Source organism: Periweissella cryptocerci, from assembly GCF_004358325.1.
GTDB classification, from domain to species: Bacteria; Bacillota; Bacilli; order Lactobacillales; family Lactobacillaceae; genus Periweissella; species Periweissella cryptocerci.
The window spans coordinates 1,417,244-1,435,378 of record NZ_CP037940.1 but is presented as its reverse complement, the minus strand read 5'-3'; the positions used below and the strand labels follow the sequence as shown (position 1 = coordinate 1,435,378).

Here is an 18,135-nt window from a genome sequence, read left to right as displayed (position 1 = left end):
TACATTTTGTATCATGAGGTGTCCGTGATTTTTTTATTGCAATATAATGTAAGCGGTTACAAATGAACAGGTGAATTACCGTATGCAATTTTTGGAACCGGGCGGGTATCCAAAAGCATGGAATTTTTGGAGGGGATAACATGATTAATGGACCAATTTTTAAAGAACCAAGTACCCAAAATTTAAGTAAAGCGCTGGAAGATGCACGCTTCTTTCATGCCAACGTACAACTTGATGGAAAAAAGTATGGTATGGAGTCGAATAAAGCGGGGCACTTAGTTTACAGTGTGGTACGGGTGTTTAATGGGATGCAACCGAAGGATATCCAACTGAAAAATACGGTGATTTTTGATCAGGACAGTATTCGTGTGGTAGCGGATGATACAGAAAAACTCGCGGTACGGTATCAGGATATTGCAGCGATGCATGTTGGTGTTGTGCGTAACTATGTTAATGGTGGTGGTCGGCTGCGGAATGTATATAGTACAGTGTTTTCGATTGAGCGGATTGAACAACCGAATCTCGTTATCCTGAATAATAATCCGATGTTGAGTCTTGATTTATTGCACAGCAAGCTCCATGAACAAGTGAACCTCGTCGACGACTTGGAGCTTGATCGATTCGGAAGTTTTAGTAACCGCACGGAGTTTTCGGGTCGCCTTGATAATGAATATGAAAAGTTGATTGCTGAAACTAGTTATCCAACTTACACTGGTGACCTTGAAAAAGGTGGTAATGAAGGATTTGGCCGGCACGCTTGAGTTGGGTGGGGTACCTATTTATTATTTTGTTATTTGAAGCACTGAACTAATCTTGTTTTCGGGATTGGGGTGGTGCTTTTTTTGCCGGAATTTGGCAACAACATGTAAATTTTGATGAACGTGAATATATTTCATCTTTAAGGATGTTGAGCTAAATTATGAAAATAAGAACTTGGTTGCGAAAAATTATGAGTAGGCCAAGACTTTGACAGCTGATTTTATTGCTGACTAAGATAGCAGCCCCAAAAATAAAAATCGAGCGTGTAGTACCTTTTAAAATTTTTGAAATATAATTACACTAGAAAGGGCTTAACCAAGCGATTTTCAGCGCTTGGTTAAGCCCTTTTTGCCTCGGAAGTTATGTTCCAACCTCGGTTCATTTTGTGCAATTAGAAACTACTTCATTAATTTGATTAAGTAGATAGATAATCCGATAAATGGAGCAAAAGACAGTCGATTAAGATTTGTAAAGTAAAGTATGCCTTCAATAATGAGCGTTATTAATAGAGCAATTAAAATTTTTTTCTTTGTTGAATTATTGTTTGCCATATTTAATTAAACCACTTTCAATAAATTCAAACCAAGCTCCGTGAGAATCTGGGATATATCCGATGGCTGCCGTAATTGCTGTTGCGACTACAGCAATTACGGCAGCAGATATAGGAGCTAAAGCAAGTGGACCCGCACCAGCACTCATATAACCAACCTTAACAGCTTTTACAATGGCGCTATATAAATCTTATAGTGTCCATTTTTCAGCTTGACGTATTTAGTAGTACCTTGACGTATTTCATCTTGAGCCAAGATTTCTTGTTTCAACGAATTAGGCATATTTTTATATTCGGTTGGTGAATTAATTGCCATGTAATTAAGAATGGCTTCATTTGAAATATATTTAATGTCTCCGCTATTCCCAATAATGGGGTCGTTTGGATCAATTCCACCGGTAGATGAAAAATCAGCATCTCCACCTAATACTGTAACATTTGAATTAGGTGAACTCGTAGTGGTGATGTCTGCTAATGCAACTCCCGAATTAACACCAACAGTGCCTAAGAATGTTGCCGCTAAAAACATGGTTCCTAATTTAATTTTAGCAACTTGCATATAAAATTTCCATTTCCTTTTGATGTAATCAATTATGGAACTATTTTATTGAAATGACTAGAAAGCATGGGGTTACATGTGTGTAACATGTTGCTGTATCAACGTTTATAGCGAGTAAGGTAAAATCATAATTGCTATGATGTAACGCATCACTTGCTATTAATTAATCTTATTGTTGTTAATAATTAAAAATAAATCATATGGGCTAATGAGTACAGCAATGATAACCAATCCAATTATTAAATTGTGTTCACTTATCATCATTTCCATCCTTTAGTGTTAAAAGAGACGAGTTACGTCGTTTTACAACAAAGGTAAAAAAATAAAACTCGCCCCAAAAGTTACCGATAAGTGGGTCTCACTTATCAATAAGCCTAATAATAGTTGTTTAGCTTATTTTAGTACGAGCGTTCTCTTGAATGAGCCATTTTTCTCTTAAATTACGTCACTACCAGCCTAGTCAGATTAATGTGATGGATTTTGCATGCAGTATATAGCATAAAATGCGAAGTATGGTCATTACTGCAGCTATGGGGGATTATACTTACATTAATAGGGATGGTAATAACACACAGCAGTGGATGTTACGTATCTGATAGGCGTTCACGGCAACCAGTTTCAATTGAAAGGTGGCTAATTAGTATGCATAATGAAAAACGAATCGCACTTGGCAAAAATTCTGAGGAGTTAGTTGATGTTTTGTATAATAGCATCGACATGACAAACAATACTAAGTTGACTGAATTAAAAGCCGTTTTGCTAAAAGTATTCAAGCATCTGCAGGCCGGTGAAGCGCCCGAAGGTTTACTGAATAAGTTGGTCAATTATATCAACTTTAACGCATACACTGAGGGGTATTACTTTACTGATGAGCAGCAGCAAATAATTCGCGAATTAACTGATATTGGTAATCGAGCTGGGGTTAATAGCCGGTATCGTTCCAATTACGGGGATGTTTCGCAATTTTAGGTATGGAGTACCAGTCTGACGCAATTGAAAATGACAGACAACGATGTATTAACAAGCCAAGTCGCAAGTCCATTAGTACCATGGCGGGCGACTTGGCGAAATACGTACCGGTGATGGAACTTAATGCAACTGAATTGAAAATGAGGATTAACGGTGAAGTAGTATGGTCAGCTACAACTTTAATAGGTAACTAGCAACACAAGCATTCACCGGTAATTTTGCATTTGACGATATCATATTTTGAATATTGATTAATTTCGGAGCGAGGCAATTAATGTCGCGCTTTTTTGATAATTGGGATTTATCTAAATGCGGTAAAATAAGCAGCTAAACCGGACAAAAACGATATTGGTGTATTAAAATAATGAAAAGACGTTTTATGAAGGGGGCGATAATGATGGATTTTGACGTATTATTTATTGGTAGTGGGCAAGCAGCTTGGAACGGGGCGATCCCGATGAGTCAAGCCGGTCTGAAAGTTGGCGTGATTGAACAAGATCGATTTGGTGGCGTGTGCTCGAATTATGGGTGCAATGCGAAAATTATTCTCGACCGACCAGTAGAACTACAACGCCAAGTGCAACAATTAGTTGGCCGCGGTTTCAATGAAGTCCCAGCGTTGAATTGGGCGGATATGATGGCGCATAAGCATGAAATCATCGACAGCCAATCATATAACAATGAAAACAAATTAGTTAAAAATAATGTTACAACGATTCATGGAACCGCAACAATCGTCGACCAGCGTACAGTCACGGTTGGTGCCGATACGTATACCACCGACAAATTGGTTATCGCCACTGGGCAACACTCACATCGGTTGGATATTCCCGGAAGTGAATTCCTACATGATAGTTCAGATTTTTTAGATTTAGCAACGATGCCTAAGCATATCAGCTTTCTGGGTGGTGGGTTCGTGGCGCTGGAATTTGCAACGATTGCGAATGCTTTAGGTGCCCAAGTTGATATTATTGTGCGTGGTACGCAAGTGCTGAAGGGGTTTTATCAACCATATGTTAAACAACTAGTGGCGGACTTGAGTGCCCGCGGTGTCCGTTTTTTCTATAACCAAACAATTGCTGGGGTGACCCAAGATGCAGATGGCTTGGTAATCATGAGTGAAAAAGACCTGAATATGCGCACGGATTATGTCGTTGATGCGACTGGCCGTGTGGCAACGGTTGCCGGCTTTGGTTTGGAAACAATTGGGGTTACGACTAATCAACATGGGATTGTCGTTGATGAATACATGCAAACGAATGTACCAGGTGTCTATGCAACTGGGGATGTGGTCGGTAAACGGCAGCCAAAAATCACACCAGTCGCGGCCTATGAATCACAGTATCTAGCTAAATTATTGACAGGTCAAACAAGCGCACCGATTGATTATCCGGTCATTCCAACGACGGTTTTCACATCACCACGGTTAGCCCAAGTAGGCGTTTCACCAGCCGAGATGACACCAGAGAATGGGTATTATCAACAAAAATTCACGCATGTGACTGACTGGTATCACCAAGTTGGTAACCAAACTAGTGGTGAATTGACGTTAGTATTTAATGCTGAACATCGCTTAATTGGGGTCGTTGATTTGAGCGATGATGCTCCGGACACGATTAATGCGTTGGCACCATATATTGAATTAGGGTTAACAGCTGAACAAGTCGAACGGTTGATTTACATCTTCCCTAGCGTTGCACATCGCGCGGTAACACGCCTTTAAATGGATATATGAATTTAAAAATAGCGATTGTAACATTTAAAAGTTACAATCGCTGTTTTTGTATATTTAAGTGTATTTGATAGTGTGAGATTAACGGTTCAAGACGTAGAAGAAAATTAAGAAGATGACCGCCAAGACCCACATAACAACATTGATTTCTTTACCGCGCTTGGCTGCTAACATCGTGATTGGGTAAGCAACTAAACCTAAAGCAATCCCATCTGAGATTGAGTAAGTCAAAGGCATCCCGATGACAATCAAGAAAGCAGGAATGGCGATTTCTAACTTGTGCCAGTTAATCCCAGCTAAGCTTGAAGCCATCAAGACACCAACCACAATTAGGGCAGGGGCAGTAACTTGAGAAGTCACAACCGCCAAGAGTGGTGAGAAGAGCATTGAGAGTAAGAACATAATCCCAGTGAAAACAGAAGCCAAGCCAGTCCGACCACCAACGGCGATTCCGGCTGATGATTCGATGTAAGCTGAAGTTGGTGAGGTACCTAAGATTGAACCAACTAACATTGATGATGAATCAGCGAACAAGGCACGACCGACACGGGGCATTTCACCTTTTTCGTTCACGAAGCCTGCTTGTTCAGCCAATCCGACCAAAGTCCCAGCAGTATCGAAGAACGTTACTAATAAGAAGGTTAAAACAACGATACCGAGTTGAACGGTGTTAATGTCACCAATGTGGAACAACGCTTGGCCAAACGTTGGCTTCAAGCTTGGTGCCAATGAGACAATAGCGTGGGGTGCTTTAATCAAACCAGTTACAAGACCGACGATTGAAGTTAAAACCATGCCGATAAAGATAGCGGCTGGCACCCGTTTGATTAAGAGAATAAATGAAACTAATAGACCAAAAATTGTTAACCAAGTCGTTGGGACGGTTAATGAACCAAGGGCAACGACGGTATCAGCGTTAGCGACAACCAAGCCACCTTCGTGTAAGCCGATAAAGGCGATGAACAAACCAATCCCGGCGGCGATTGCTAATTTCATTTCACGTGGAATCGCGTTGATAACGAGTTCACGCACGTGGAAAAATGTCAAAATTAAGAAAATAACGGATGCGACGAACACGCCGGCCATTGCCGTTTGCCAAGGAACTTTCATCCCGATAACAACTGAGTAAGCGAAGAAGGCATTCACCCCAAGACCAGGAGCAATCGCGATGGGATATTTAGCAAAAATCCCCATGACTAATGTTCCAAAGGCAGTGGCGATTGCAGTTGCTGTGAAGACCGCACCGGCATCCATGTGGGCAGCCCCTAAAACTTGCGGGTTAACGAAGAGAATGTACGCCATTGAGAAGAAGGTCGTTAAGCCAGCGATGAACTCGCGATGGATCGTGGAACCTGATTCTTTGATTTGGAAATAACGGTTAATGCTTTCCATGATTTCAATACCTCTATAGTTGATTTTGATAAATGTTACTAGTTAATGTCGTTGATAAATGCTAATGCGTTAGTGTGTACCGGTAACTCAATTAACAGAAATACAGTATGAATAACTAGATACACAATTAATGAATACTGATATCTTAGCATGATTTGAAGGAGATATCCAACTAAAAGGCGAACAAAGAAATAAAAAGATGTTTTAAAGTTCGAGATTAACTAAAATTATGGCGGAGAATTATAAAAAAATAACAAATGTAAAATTATTTAGCAAAATGTGCTAAAATTCAACCATATCCGAACGTTCGTGCTATAATTAATGGTGATTAATGTCAAAAAATTAATGTTAAGAATTTGAACAATAAAATTATCCGGCGTCACTAGACTGCCAAAATCAATACAATTACGAGGAGCCATTTGAGCTTCTAAGTCCAATACAATTACGAGGAAAATATTTATGAAAATACGCCGTGCCGACCGTTTAGTCGATATGACTAACTACTTATTAGAACGACCACGCAAATTGGTTTCTTTGACCCACTTTGCTGAACGCTATGATTCTGCCAAGTCATCAATTTCCGAAGATTTAACGATTTTGAAGCGGACTTTCCAAGAACGCGGAATTGGATTATTGGAAACTTTACCTGGAGCTGCCGGTGGTGCGCGATTTACACCATACATGACCCGCGAAGATGCCGCTGAATTTATTGACGAATTAGTTGAAGAAGTTAGTGACGGTACCCGGGTTTTACCTGGTGGCTACGTCTTCTTGTCAGATTTACTCGGCCGTCCCGAAATTTTGCGTCGCGTTGGCCGTTTGATTGCGACTCAATACTTGAACGATAATATTGATGCCGTTATGACTGCCGCAACGAAGGGTGTACCAGTCGCCCAAGCTGTGGCTGAAGAATTGAACGTGCCTTTTGTGATTGTCCGGAATGATTCAAAAATCACTGAAGGGCCAACGATGTCAGTTAACTATTTGACGGGTTCATCAAAACGCGTTGAAAAAATGGAATTGTCACGCCGTTCATTGCCAACCGGCTCAAGTGTGTTGGTTGTCGATGACTTTATGAAGGCTGGTGGAACTATCAAGGGGATGATGAGCCTTGTTGGTGAATTTGAAGGAACTGTCGTTGGTGCGGCAGTCTTCGCTGAAGGCCTCGTTAGCGAACGTGTGGTTACGAAATACACATCATTGATTCAAGTTGATACATTAACTTCCGATGGTGAAGGTATTACTGTTGCGCCTGGTAACTACGAAACGGAAATTTTTGGTGAATAATTAGTAGCCGGGTTAGGCCCTTATTTGATGTAAGCCAATTTTTTAATTAATAGCAAAGATGGACATCGCAGCTAGTTGCGGTGTCCGTTTTTATTTGGCCAGAGTGCTCAACGTTGAAATATTATGGCATATTACTAGTCAGATTGCCTGCTCAAACTAACGAAGAGGTTGGAAACAGGCTGGACTTTAGCTCGCACCGTGATGGCATAATCAGTAACGGGTTTCGTTACTGATTATGGATTTGTGAAGATGGTTACCGCGTCAGCGAGCCAAGCTTCAAATGCTTGTCTTCCATCACGGTGTCCAGACTGTTTCCAGCCTCGTAGTGGGAATCAATCTGAGACACATACCTAAATTTCACGCTAGAAAAATTTTGACCAATACTATCTAATTTGTCGAAATATTAACAATTCGGGTAAAAATAAGCTATTAGCGCGTCATTTGCGGTAAAATAATAAGCGGATAGCGCTTTTTTACTATTAAGTAGCGAAAATATAAAAATATTTAAGAGTAGGGACTAATTATGACACGGAATGCAATTATTTTAGCGGCCGGTATGGGTTCGCGAATGAAATCAAAGCTTTATAAGGTGCTCCAGCCGGTTGCTGGTAAGGCAATGGTTGATCATGTTTTGACGCAAATTGAAAAAGCAGGTGTTGATAACGTTGTGACCGTTGTTGGTCATGGTGCCGATGCGGTGAAAAATTTGCTTGGCGACCGAACACAATATGCGCTCCAAGCTGAACAACTTGGAACGGGTCATGCCGTCCAACAAGCAGAACCTTTGATTGGTGATGCCGTTGGGACAACGTTGATTGTTAGTGGTGATTCACCATTATTCACAGCAGAAACGTTCAACAAATTGTACGCTGACCACGAAGCGAAGGGCAATGCCGTTACCGTTTTAACTTCAAAAGCACCAGATCCATCAGGTTATGGTCGAATTATCCGTGGTGGTGATGGTAACGTCGATAAGATTGTCGAACAAAAAGATGCCAACGCAGCTGAACAAGCGGTGACGGAAATCAACACTGGGGTTTATGTGTTTGATAACCAATTATTGTTCCAATCTTTAGCTGAAGTGACGAATGATAACGCACAAGGTGAATACTACTTGCCTGATACACTTGAAATTTTGAAGGGTGAAGGCCATGTTGTCGGCGCCTACCAAATGGATGATTTCGATGAAAGTATGGGTGTTAATGACCGTGTGGCCTTGGCAACCGCGAATGCAGTGATGCGTAAGCGTATCAATGAAAAGCACATGCGCAATGGGGTGACTTTGATTGATCCATTGACGACATACATTGAATCAGACGTAGTGATTGGGAATGACACGACAATTGAACCAAACGTTTTCATTAAAGGAAACTCAGTAATTGGGAGCGATGTGGTGATTACTGCTGGCTCAACAATTATTGATTCAACAATCGAAGACAACGTGACGATTACTTCATCACAAATCGAAGACTCAATCATGCACCAAGGCTCAAACGCTGGGCCATTTGCGCACTTACGGCCAAAGAGTGATGTTGGCGAAAACGTCCACATCGGTAACTTTGTTGAAGTTAAGAAAGCCACCCTCGGTAAAGGCACAAAAGTTGGCCACTTAACTTATGTTGGCGATGCTGACCTTGGTGAAGACATCAACATCGGTGCTGGTACGATTTTTGTAAACTACGATGGTGTTAACAAGTTCCACACCACGATTGGTGACCACGCCTTTATTGGTTCAAACAGTAAAATTGTTGCGCCAGTTAACATCGGTGCTAAGGCCATGACTGCAGCTGGTTCAACGATTACCGATGACATTCCTGCTGAAGGATTGGGAATTGCACGTGCCCGCCAAACTACGAAAGAAAACTTCTACAATCGGACTGCACAAGGTCATAAAGAAGCTGAGGAAAATAAATAATGACTGATAAGAAAATCATTTTAACAGGTGATCGCCCAACTGGTAAGCTCCACATTGGTCACTGGGTAGGCTCACTCCAAAACCGGGTTAATTTGCAAAACTCTGGTGAATACGAAAACTTCATCATGATTGCCGACAAGCAAGCTTTGACGGATAATGCACGTGACCCTGAAAAAATTCGCCGTTCATTGACGGAAGTTGCCTTGGATTACCTAGCTGTCGGCCTTGATCCAGCTAAGTCAACGATTTTTGTGCAATCACAAATTCCTGCTTTGTCAGAATTGACTGAATACTACTTAAACTTAGTATCATTGGGACGTTTGCAACGCAACCCAACGGTAAAAACTGAAATCCAACAAAAAAACTTTGGTGAAAGTATTCCAGCCGGTTTCTTGATTTACCCAGTGTCACAAGCAGCTGACATCACAGCCTTTAAGGCCTCGGTTGTGCCAGTTGGGGATGACCAAGAACCAATGTTGGAACAAGCGCGTGAAATCGTGCGTTCATTTAACAATATCTATGGTGAAGTTTTGGTTGAACCAGAAGGCTACTTCCCACCTAAGGGGATGGGCCGGATTCCTGGTCTTGACGGGGTTAAGATGTCTAAATCATTAAACAATGCCATTTACTTGAGCGATGATTCAGACACATTGGCTAAGAAAGTTAAGTCAATGTTCACGGATCCTGAACACATCAACATTGATGATCCTGGTCACGTTGAAGGCAATATGGTCTTCACTTACCTTGATATCTTCGATGACGATAAGGAAAAGGTCGCTGAACTTAAGGCACAATACCAACACGGTGGTCTCGGTGATATGAAAATCAAGCGTTACTTGATTGATGTCCTCGAAGGCAAATTGGCACCAGTTCGCGAACGTCGGAACGAATACGCCCAAAACATGGACTTTGTGATGAATATGTTGAAGGAAGGTTCTGAAAAAGCGAACGCCGTTGCTACTCAAACCGTTCAAGAAGTTCGCCACGCAATGGGTGTGGACTACTTCGGTAAGTTCTAACAGATAAATAACATGCAAAAGGATGTAAAACCCAGCTATTGATGCGGAGTTTTGCATCTTTTTTTGATACGCGAATGTATGCTTTTACGTTAATTTCACCAAAAACATACACTGGCGTATGTTTTTGGTGAAATATAGGAGAAATAGTACAAATTTGTATGCTTTTTGAGATATAATAAAGTTAAAATAATTTGGGGGTGTTAAGATGATTGCGCGTGAACGATATATGAAAGTAGTTAAGCCGTTAATTGGAAATGAATTTATTAAAATTATTACTGGCGTGCGCCGTTCTGGTAAATCAGTTTTGCTGGAACAAATTCGTGAAGTAATAAAAACTGAATACGATAACCCGAACGTGATATATCTGAATTTTGAATCATTTACGAACCGAAAATATTTAAATAATCCAGATTTGTTTTACGGTTTTCTAGCAGAGAATTCAGCAAAGAATGAAAAAACGTATTATTTTTTTGATGAAATCCAGCTAGTTCAGGAATGGGAAGCGATTATTAACAGTTTACGAGTAGATTTTGATGCTGACATCTATGTAACTGGCTCAAATGCGTCAATTTTGTCTGGTGAAATGGCAACTTTGTTATCTGGACGCTACGTGCAAATTGAGGTGTATCCATTTTCATTTAAAGAATACGTGGAGTTGAAAAAAATAGAAATACATGATCAGACAGCAATTAACCAAGCGTTTGCTGACTATATGTATTTGGGTGGTATGCCAAGTGTGGTTGGTCAAACGGCGCCCGATGACTCAAAACTACAAGAGTTGAGTAGCATCTACGACAGTATTTTACTACGTGATATATCATTACGAATTCCAAAAGGTAATCAGGAAATTCTAGATACTTTGGCATTATTACTAATGGATTCAATTACAAGTGAAGTTAATTTAAACAAAATTAAAAATCGTTTGAAAGATGTTGGTTTTAACATTAACTCAGAAACGTTGAAAAATTACATGGCAAAGATGGACCAAGCATATTTATTTTACACAGTTGAACATGCCAATATTCGAGGTAGTGAGCGACTACGTGCCAATTCAAAATACTACACAGTTGATAATGGCTTGTGGCATTCGCAAATCGAATCGCAGGGAACTAATTTAGGTAATCAGCTTGAAAACCTAGTGTTTATTGAGTTGAAACGCCGAGGATATAAAGTGAAATTTGGCGAGATTAATGGCAAGGAAATCGATTTTGTTGCATCCAAAAATGGTAATAAGGAATATTATCAGGTAACTTATGAAATACCACGCGATAGTAATCGGGAAATTGAAAATTTGCTTGAGATTCCAGATAATTATCTTAAAACGTTAATTGTTGGTGTCGATAATGGTACGAGATCAGTTGAGGGAGTTAACGTTTTGCCGATAAAAGAATGGCTTTTAAGCGAATAATTCAAACAAATAGTGAAAAACCATTGACACCTTAAAAAATAATGAGTATATTGTGAGTAGATTCTAATGAACATTTAACGAGGAAGAGTAATTAGCGTAGTAGATTTCAAGCGACTGTCGGTTGGTGAAAGGGCAGATTCGAAAAGCTAACGAAGATGAGCCTTGAGTTTGATTACAAGTGCAAGCAAGTAATCCGGTCCGGTCCGTTATCATACCGCCAACTATGCATCGTTTTTCTAGAGGACGATAAGTAGTTGTTGAGGTTGTCACTTAAGGTGATAACGAAGATAGGTGGTAACACGGGGAAACTCGTCCTAGACTTTTGTAGCGATACATTAGTTTAGGGCGAGTTTTTTTGCTTTTTATGGAAAAACTCAAGACATTATCTAGCGTTTCACGTGAAACATTTGTTAGAACACGGAAAAATTTACAGTAATCATAACTGCTTTGGTGCCACAGAATGGTGAAATTTATTTTGGCTCGGGCGGTTAACAGAATATAAAATAATTTAATTACTAACCCAAACAGAAAACTGAGGATAATTATCATGGCAGAAACTTTGACAAAAACTACGACATTAACTAAACCTTATGATTTTGACCAAGTCGGTTCACTTTTACGAACCGATGCTTTGAAGGATGCTCTGACACGCCATCGTGCTGGTGAAATCACGGATGCTGAATTTTTGACGATTCAACAAGCTGAAGTAAAGAAGATTGTTGAACTTCAACATGAGCATGGCTTGCACGCAGTGACGGATGGTGAATTCTCACGTTCGTGGTGGCACCTCGACTTTTTGTGGAATTTAACTAACGTTGATAAGTATGACTATGAAGCAAGTTACAAGTTCCATGGCGAACACACGCGAACCGATAATGTGCAAATTACGGGTAAGGTGAGCGAAAATCCTGATCACCCATTCTATGCAGCGTTCAGCTATTTACAATCAATTTTGCCGGCCGGCTCAGAAGCTAAGCAAACGATTCCCTCACCAAGTTTGTTATTCCGTGACAATCGGTCAGACCGTGCCCTGGAATTTTATGCAACTTGGGATGAATACTTGGATGATTTAGCAAAAACGTACCACGATACAGTGCTACATTTCTATGAATTAGGTGCCCGCTACATTCAATTTGATGATACGACTTGGGCATACTTGATTACGAAGTTGAATGAATTCAAGGATGATGCTGAAGCACGGGCGCCATTTGAAAAAATTGCTCAAGATTCAATCCGTGTAATCAACCAGGCAATTGCGGACTTACCTGATGATTTAACGATTACGACACACATTTGTCGGGGGAATTTCCAATCAACGTTCTTGTTTGAAGGTGGTTATGAAGTGGTGGCGCATTACTTGAGCGAACTGAACTATGACGGTTTCTTCTTGGAATACGATAACGATCGTTCCGGCGATTTAGCACCAATTGCCACGATTTGGAACAACCGTGAAAATGTAAAAATTGTGCTAGGCTTAATTACTTCAAAATTCCCTGAACTTGAAGGACGCCACTTAGTGAAGGCGCGCATTGCCGAAGCGACAAACTATGTGCCACTAAGTAATTTAGCATTATCTACCCAATGTGGGTTTGCCTCAACCGAAGAGGGCAACAAACTCACGGATGGTGAGCAATGGGCCAAACTTGATTTAGCACGCTTGATTGCTAAAGAAGTGTGGGAAGATTAACGATATTGATATGCTACGCAGAAAGAACTGGATCTATTCCGTCTGACGTAGGATTGAATAAACTTGGCCACTGCGTGCCAGTAAATTACTTGGCGCACCACGCTGGAAGCACATTGCCAAGCTGAAGTGCGGTTTTGGCAAATTCGGGTAAGCTGGGCTTCTAAGGAATAAATTCCTAAGAAGCCTCAGCTCACCCTCAGCGGCGACATGTGCTGCACACATATCACCCCAGTCGCGGTGTAAAGTCTGCGACCGCCAAGTAATTTACAGTCACTCCGTTAGTTAGGAATAATGTTCAAACTAGCGAAAAATAGTTACCAACCATAGGCCGCAGTAGTATAGAAAAGTGCTGAGGGTCAGAAGCTTAGTAATTCGATGATTGAAAAGTACAGAAACGACAATCCTACGCTAGAATAAATCGAGTCAAAGAACTTCGCCTGAAGAGAATGGCGAAGTTTTTTGTATTACATAAGCACGACCATTTCGCTTGAGCGAAGTGATGAATCACTTCCCATTCTCGGTGTCCGCCCCGCCGAAAAATAATTTCATTAGGCACTTCATTAGTTTGAATATCATCACTTGCTAATGGAGCATTTGGAAATCAAATCTACACCATGCTGCTTCTGCCGTGGCGTACCACGTGAGTTGCGGTTAGTATTTAGAATTAATTAGATTGTGTAAAACACGAACTATGGGTGTAAAGGTTTTGTGAATGTTTAAGTTTTGTAAATCTCATAAAAGTTGATGAAATGCCTAAGAAATAACGGATTTTGTAATATTTGAGTCGTTTTGTTTGACTTTTTGTGAAAGTTGGGTGTTGTACAATGTTCGGGTTATATGCTATATTCCTAACATAAACAAAGGAGGCTTCACATATTATGCGGTTATTTTCGAACATTCTTCGTAGCGTGGCAGTTGCATCTTTACTTCTTTCAGCAACACCAATTGCCAGTTTCGCAGATTCATCTTCTACTGGTAGCGATTTAGCGCCAGCAGCGGACAAGCTAGTTCCAACATCAGATGCCAAGGTTCAAACGGCAGGTCCACAATATGCACCATTGGATCCAGCTAAGTATAGCGATGACATTCCCGTACAAATCTTGGGCTTTAATGATTTTCACGGTGCTTTGAATGTTAGCGGTAACTCAGCAACAATTCCAAACGCGGCCGATATTCTTGCTGGCAACGCGGGTACTAAGTACAGTAACACTGGAACTGCCCCACGTTTGGCGGCTTATCTTGATAAAGCAAGCAGTGGTTTTGCGGCAGCGCACCCTAATGCTGCTACAACGAACTCGATTCGTGTCGAAGCAGGGGATTTGGTTGGTGCATCACCTGCTAGCTCAGCTTTCTTGCAAGATGAACCATCGGTAAATATTGCTAATGCGATGGGCATCCAAATTGCGACGCTTGGTAACCACGAATTTGATGAAGGACTCGGCGAATTTAACCGGATTGCGACTGCTGGTAATCCAGCAAGCGCAACACAAAATAATGATTTGATTGCTGACTATAACCAAACTGGCTTAGGTGCTGATGTGGTTATTGCCAACGTGACTAACAAGGAAGCTAGCGCTGAATTTGGTGCCAAGGATGCAATTCCATTTGGTTGGAAGCCTTACACAATCAAGGAAGTTAAGAACGCAGATGGCACAACTGCCAAGGTCGGTTTTATCGGTATTTTGACAACTGACATGCCTAACTTAACCCTTGTAGCTAACTATGGTTCTTTCAACTACCTCGACCCAGCAGATACAATTGCGAAATACTCTGCTGAACTACAAGCGCAAGGTGTAAAAGCGATTGTAGTTATGGGACACACCGCATTGGGTATGACTAAGGATGCGAGCGGTAAGTTTGTACCACAAGAAGACACTGTCGATATCATGAACAAGTTGAACAAGCAAGATCCTGATAATTCAGTGGACTTATATGTGGCTGGTCACTCACACGAATATGCAAACGGAATTATTAAGAGTGCAAATGGTAATGAAACCCACGTTGTTCAAGCTTTGAACCAATCAAAGGCATTTGATGATTTCGTTGGGTACATTGACCCTAAGACACAGGACTTCGATAACAATGCGACGGCGAATGTTTACCCAGTCTTGAATGCCACTGATGACCCTTCATTAACAGCGGCTGATGGTTCATACCTTTCAGCGTCAGCTAACAAAGTTAAGGGAATTGTGACAGATGCTGAAAGTCGCGTCGCTAACACGGTTAACCGTCAATTAGTCCACGTAGCGGATGGTCAAACAATTTCCAAAGCACAAAACAGCTTGGGTGAATCTGTCGTTGGTGATATTGTTGCAGATGGTCAATTGGCGCAATCTAACAAGGTATTGGCTGCCCAAGGTAGTGCTAAAAAAGTTGATTTTGCCATGACGAACATTGGTGGTGTGCGACTTGATTTACAAACTAACGCGGCTGGCTACATCACTTATGGTGCAGTTGCTGCCGTGCAACCATTTGGTAACATTGTCGATGTTGTTGAAATGACCGGTGCCCAAATTCGCCAAGTCTTGAACCAAAACTTCAAGGCTGAAAACCGGAACTTACAATTTGCGGGCCTTAAATACACTGTTGATACGGCTGAATTTGCTAAGTCAGTGGTTGCTGGTGGTCTTGATACCAACGGTAAGCAAGTGACGGCGGTGAAGGATATTTACACCAATGCTGGTCAAAAGCTTGATGAAAACAAGACTTATAACGTAGCAATCAACGACTTCCTTTGGGGTGGTGGTGATGGTTACAGTGGCTTCAAGGGTACTCAGCTTGTTGAAAGTGTTGGCGTAGATACTGATTTCTTTAGTACTTACTTCTCAGATATGGCTACAAGTGGTAAAGACTTTACTGCACCAACTGCTGGTCGGATTTTGGATGCGAACGGCGCTGCTGCACTTTCACTCCAAATTGCTTCATTACAAGCCGATTTAGACGCTGCCAAACAAGCAAATGCGGATGCCCAATCAAAATTAGCGGCAGCAACGGTGGCAGCAGATAAAGCAGCCAAAGACGCACAAGCTAAGTTAGATGCGGCAGCAGCAGTATTAGCGGCCACTAAAAAAGCTGATGCAGCAACGTTAGCTAAGGTACAAGCTCAATTGGCAACTGCGAATGCAGCGGTTAAGAAAGCTAACACTGCGACTAAGAAAGTTACCAAGAAGGCGGTTGTGTTGAAGGCTGTTAAGGCATCACACAAAACAACCAAGGTTACCGGAACAGCAACTAAGAAGGCAACAATCAAGCTTTATGATGCTAAGACAGGTAAGAAGCTTGGTTCTGCGAAAGCTTCAAAAACTAACGGTAAATTTACAATTAAGCTCCACAAAAAGTTGAAAAAGGGGACTAAAATTAAGTTGGTCGCTTCAAACTCAACTGCCAAAAAGACCCTCGTGAAAAAAGTGGCATAATTCAACGTTCGGATATTTTTTGGACCTGAATTATAAGACGCAAATAATGATGTAAAAAGGTATTGCATTCTAATGGATGTGATACCTTTTTTCTTATGTATTTAGTAAAAGGTTTTATCACCCGTCATCACTGAACGTTCGTGAAAGTTGTGACTTGTATGAAGGTTATGCGAAGTTTGCACGTTTATTAATTGAATATGAAGAAAAAGACGAACGATTAAAATATACCCTTTTCAATAGTTCGTTTATCTGGTATAGTACTTTTATTGAAAGAAATGCAATTTTACATTCCCTACACACATGGAGGCTAGGATATCTCATGAAGCACTTACGCTCACTTTTAGTTGTGGCAGCCACCGCAGCTGTACTTGTAACACTTGCAGGTTGTGGTAACAATTCATCAAAGGGTTCATCATCTAAGTCAGATATGAAGTCCGTTGCCTTGGTTACTGATAATGGTGGTATTGATGATCACTCATTTAACCAATCAGCATGGGAAGGTTTAGAAAAGTACGGTAAAGATAATGGTATGAGCAAGGGAGTTAACGGTTACAACTACTTCCAATCTTCATCTGAATCTGATTACACGCCAAACTTGCAACAAGCTGTGCAAGCTAAGTACAACACCATCTTCGCCATTGGTTTCTCATTGGAACAAGCAGTTAAAGACGCTGCTGCACAAAACCCAAAGACAAACTACGCAATTGTTGATGATGTCGTTCCTGGTATGAAGAATGTTGCTTCAATCACATTCCACTCAGAACAATCTTCATACTTAGCTGGTGTGGCTGCTGCCAAGACGACTAAGACGAACAAGATTGGTTTTGTCGGTGGTATCAAGGGTGACGTTATTGACACATTCCAAGCTGGTTTCCAAGCTGGTGTAACTTCAGTTAACCCTAAGATCAAGGTTGACGTACAATACGCTAACAGTTTCGCCGATGCTGCTAAGGGTAAGACAATCGCCGCTGCAATGTACGCTAACGGCGCTGACATTATCTACCAAGCTGCTGGTGCAACTGGTAATGGTGTCTTCGCTGAAGCCAAGGCTTTGAACGAAAAGAAGCCCGCTGCTGACAAAGTTTGGGTTATCGGTGTTGACCGTGACCAAAAAGCTGACGGTGATTACACTGATTCAAAGGGTGTTAAGTCAAACTTCACTTTAGCATCTGCATTGAAGGAAGTTGGCCAAGCAGTTGGTGACGTTGCTAAGGACGCCCAAGATGGTAAGTTCCCTGGTGGCAAGATTATCTCATTCGGTTTGAGCGACAAGGGTGTTTCACTTGCCAAGGACTCAATGGATGATAAGACTTATGCTGCAACACAAGCAGCCGCTAAGAAGATTATTGCTGGTGACATCAAAGTTCCGGTTCACCCAGCTAAGTAAGCTTAGTTAATTAAATAAATTATACGATGGTCGATAAACCTGTAGTGGTTTGTCG

13 protein-coding genes are annotated in these 18,135 nt (G+C 41.2%); 10 read left to right on the top strand and 3 right to left on the bottom strand.

The features are described 5' to 3' along the window. Positions 1 to 140: 140 nt before the first annotated feature. Positions 141 to 761: a hypothetical protein gene (locus tag EQG49_RS06520; RefSeq protein WP_133363214.1), complete on the top strand. Its 621-nt coding sequence runs from the start codon at positions 141 to 143 to the stop codon at positions 759 to 761. 535 nt (positions 762 to 1,296) lie between these two features. On the opposite strand, the gene EQG49_RS13690 is transcribed toward EQG49_RS06520, so the two are convergent. Both EQG49_RS13690 and EQG49_RS06515 read right to left on the bottom strand, forming a co-directional pair. Beyond that, positions 1,297 to 1,458: a hypothetical protein gene (locus tag EQG49_RS13690; RefSeq protein ID WP_165964811.1), complete on the bottom strand. Its 162-nt coding sequence runs from the start codon at positions 1,456 to 1,458 to the stop codon at positions 1,297 to 1,299. A 20-nt stretch (positions 1,459 to 1,478) separates the two neighbouring features. Next, a complete protein-coding gene (locus tag EQG49_RS06515; protein ID WP_133363213.1) occupies positions 1,479 to 1,868 on the bottom strand; it encodes a hypothetical protein in 390 nt (129 codons plus the stop codon). A gap of 642 nt (positions 1,869 to 2,510) precedes the next feature. On the opposite strand from EQG49_RS06515, the gene EQG49_RS06510 reads away from it, so the two are divergent. Further along, positions 2,511 to 2,837, top strand: coding sequence for a bacteriocin immunity protein (locus tag EQG49_RS06510; protein ID WP_165964810.1), 327 nt, complete (start codon positions 2,511 to 2,513; stop codon positions 2,835 to 2,837). A 394-nt stretch (positions 2,838 to 3,231) separates the two neighbouring features. After that, entirely contained in the window at positions 3,232 to 4,560 is a 1,329-nt protein-coding gene (locus tag EQG49_RS06505) for a dihydrolipoyl dehydrogenase family protein (protein WP_341472814.1), read from the top strand. Between the two features lie 90 nt (positions 4,561 to 4,650). Here the strand turns inward: EQG49_RS06505 and EQG49_RS06500 are convergent, their stop codons facing one another. Beyond that, positions 4,651 to 5,961 (bottom strand): NCS2 family permease, encoded by a 1,311-nt coding sequence (locus EQG49_RS06500; protein WP_133363211.1) that lies wholly within the window; start codon positions 5,959 to 5,961, stop codon positions 4,651 to 4,653. Between the two features lie 459 nt (positions 5,962 to 6,420). Between EQG49_RS06500 and purR the strand changes: the two genes are divergently transcribed. The 7 genes from purR (at position 6,421) to EQG49_RS06465 (ending at position 18,080) form a co-directional block, all read left to right on the top strand. Beyond that, on the top strand, positions 6,421 to 7,248 hold the full coding sequence (gene purR, locus EQG49_RS06495) for a pur operon repressor (protein ID WP_133363210.1): 828 nt from the start codon (positions 6,421 to 6,423) through the stop codon (positions 7,246 to 7,248). Between the two features lie 520 nt (positions 7,249 to 7,768). Continuing rightward, entirely contained in the window at positions 7,769 to 9,163 is a 1,395-nt protein-coding gene (gene glmU, locus EQG49_RS06490) for a bifunctional UDP-N-acetylglucosamine diphosphorylase/glucosamine-1-phosphate N-acetyltransferase GlmU (protein ID WP_133363209.1), read from the top strand. Beyond that, complete coding sequence (gene trpS, locus EQG49_RS06485; RefSeq protein WP_133363208.1) at positions 9,163 to 10,182, top strand: tryptophan--tRNA ligase; 1,020 nt, start codon at positions 9,163 to 9,165, stop codon at positions 10,180 to 10,182. Before glmU ends, trpS begins: the two co-directional genes overlap by 1 nt. A gap of 205 nt (positions 10,183 to 10,387) precedes the next feature. After that, positions 10,388 to 11,590, top strand: coding sequence for an ATP-binding protein (locus EQG49_RS06480; protein ID WP_133363207.1), 1,203 nt, complete (start codon positions 10,388 to 10,390; stop codon positions 11,588 to 11,590). A gap of 547 nt (positions 11,591 to 12,137) precedes the next feature. Beyond that, entirely contained in the window at positions 12,138 to 13,277 is a 1,140-nt protein-coding gene (locus EQG49_RS06475) for a vitamin B12 independent methionine synthase (RefSeq protein WP_133363206.1), read from the top strand. 878 nt (positions 13,278 to 14,155) lie between these two features. Beyond that, positions 14,156 to 16,693: a 5'-nucleotidase C-terminal domain-containing protein gene (locus EQG49_RS06470; RefSeq protein ID WP_133363205.1), complete on the top strand. Its 2,538-nt coding sequence runs from the start codon at positions 14,156 to 14,158 to the stop codon at positions 16,691 to 16,693. A 319-nt stretch (positions 16,694 to 17,012) separates the two neighbouring features. After that, the gene (locus EQG49_RS06465; protein ID WP_133363204.1) at positions 17,013 to 18,080 is read left to right on the top strand and encodes a BMP family lipoprotein; all 1,068 of its coding nucleotides are present in this window, start codon (positions 17,013 to 17,015) and stop codon (positions 18,078 to 18,080) included. Positions 18,081 to 18,135 lie beyond the last annotated feature (55 nt).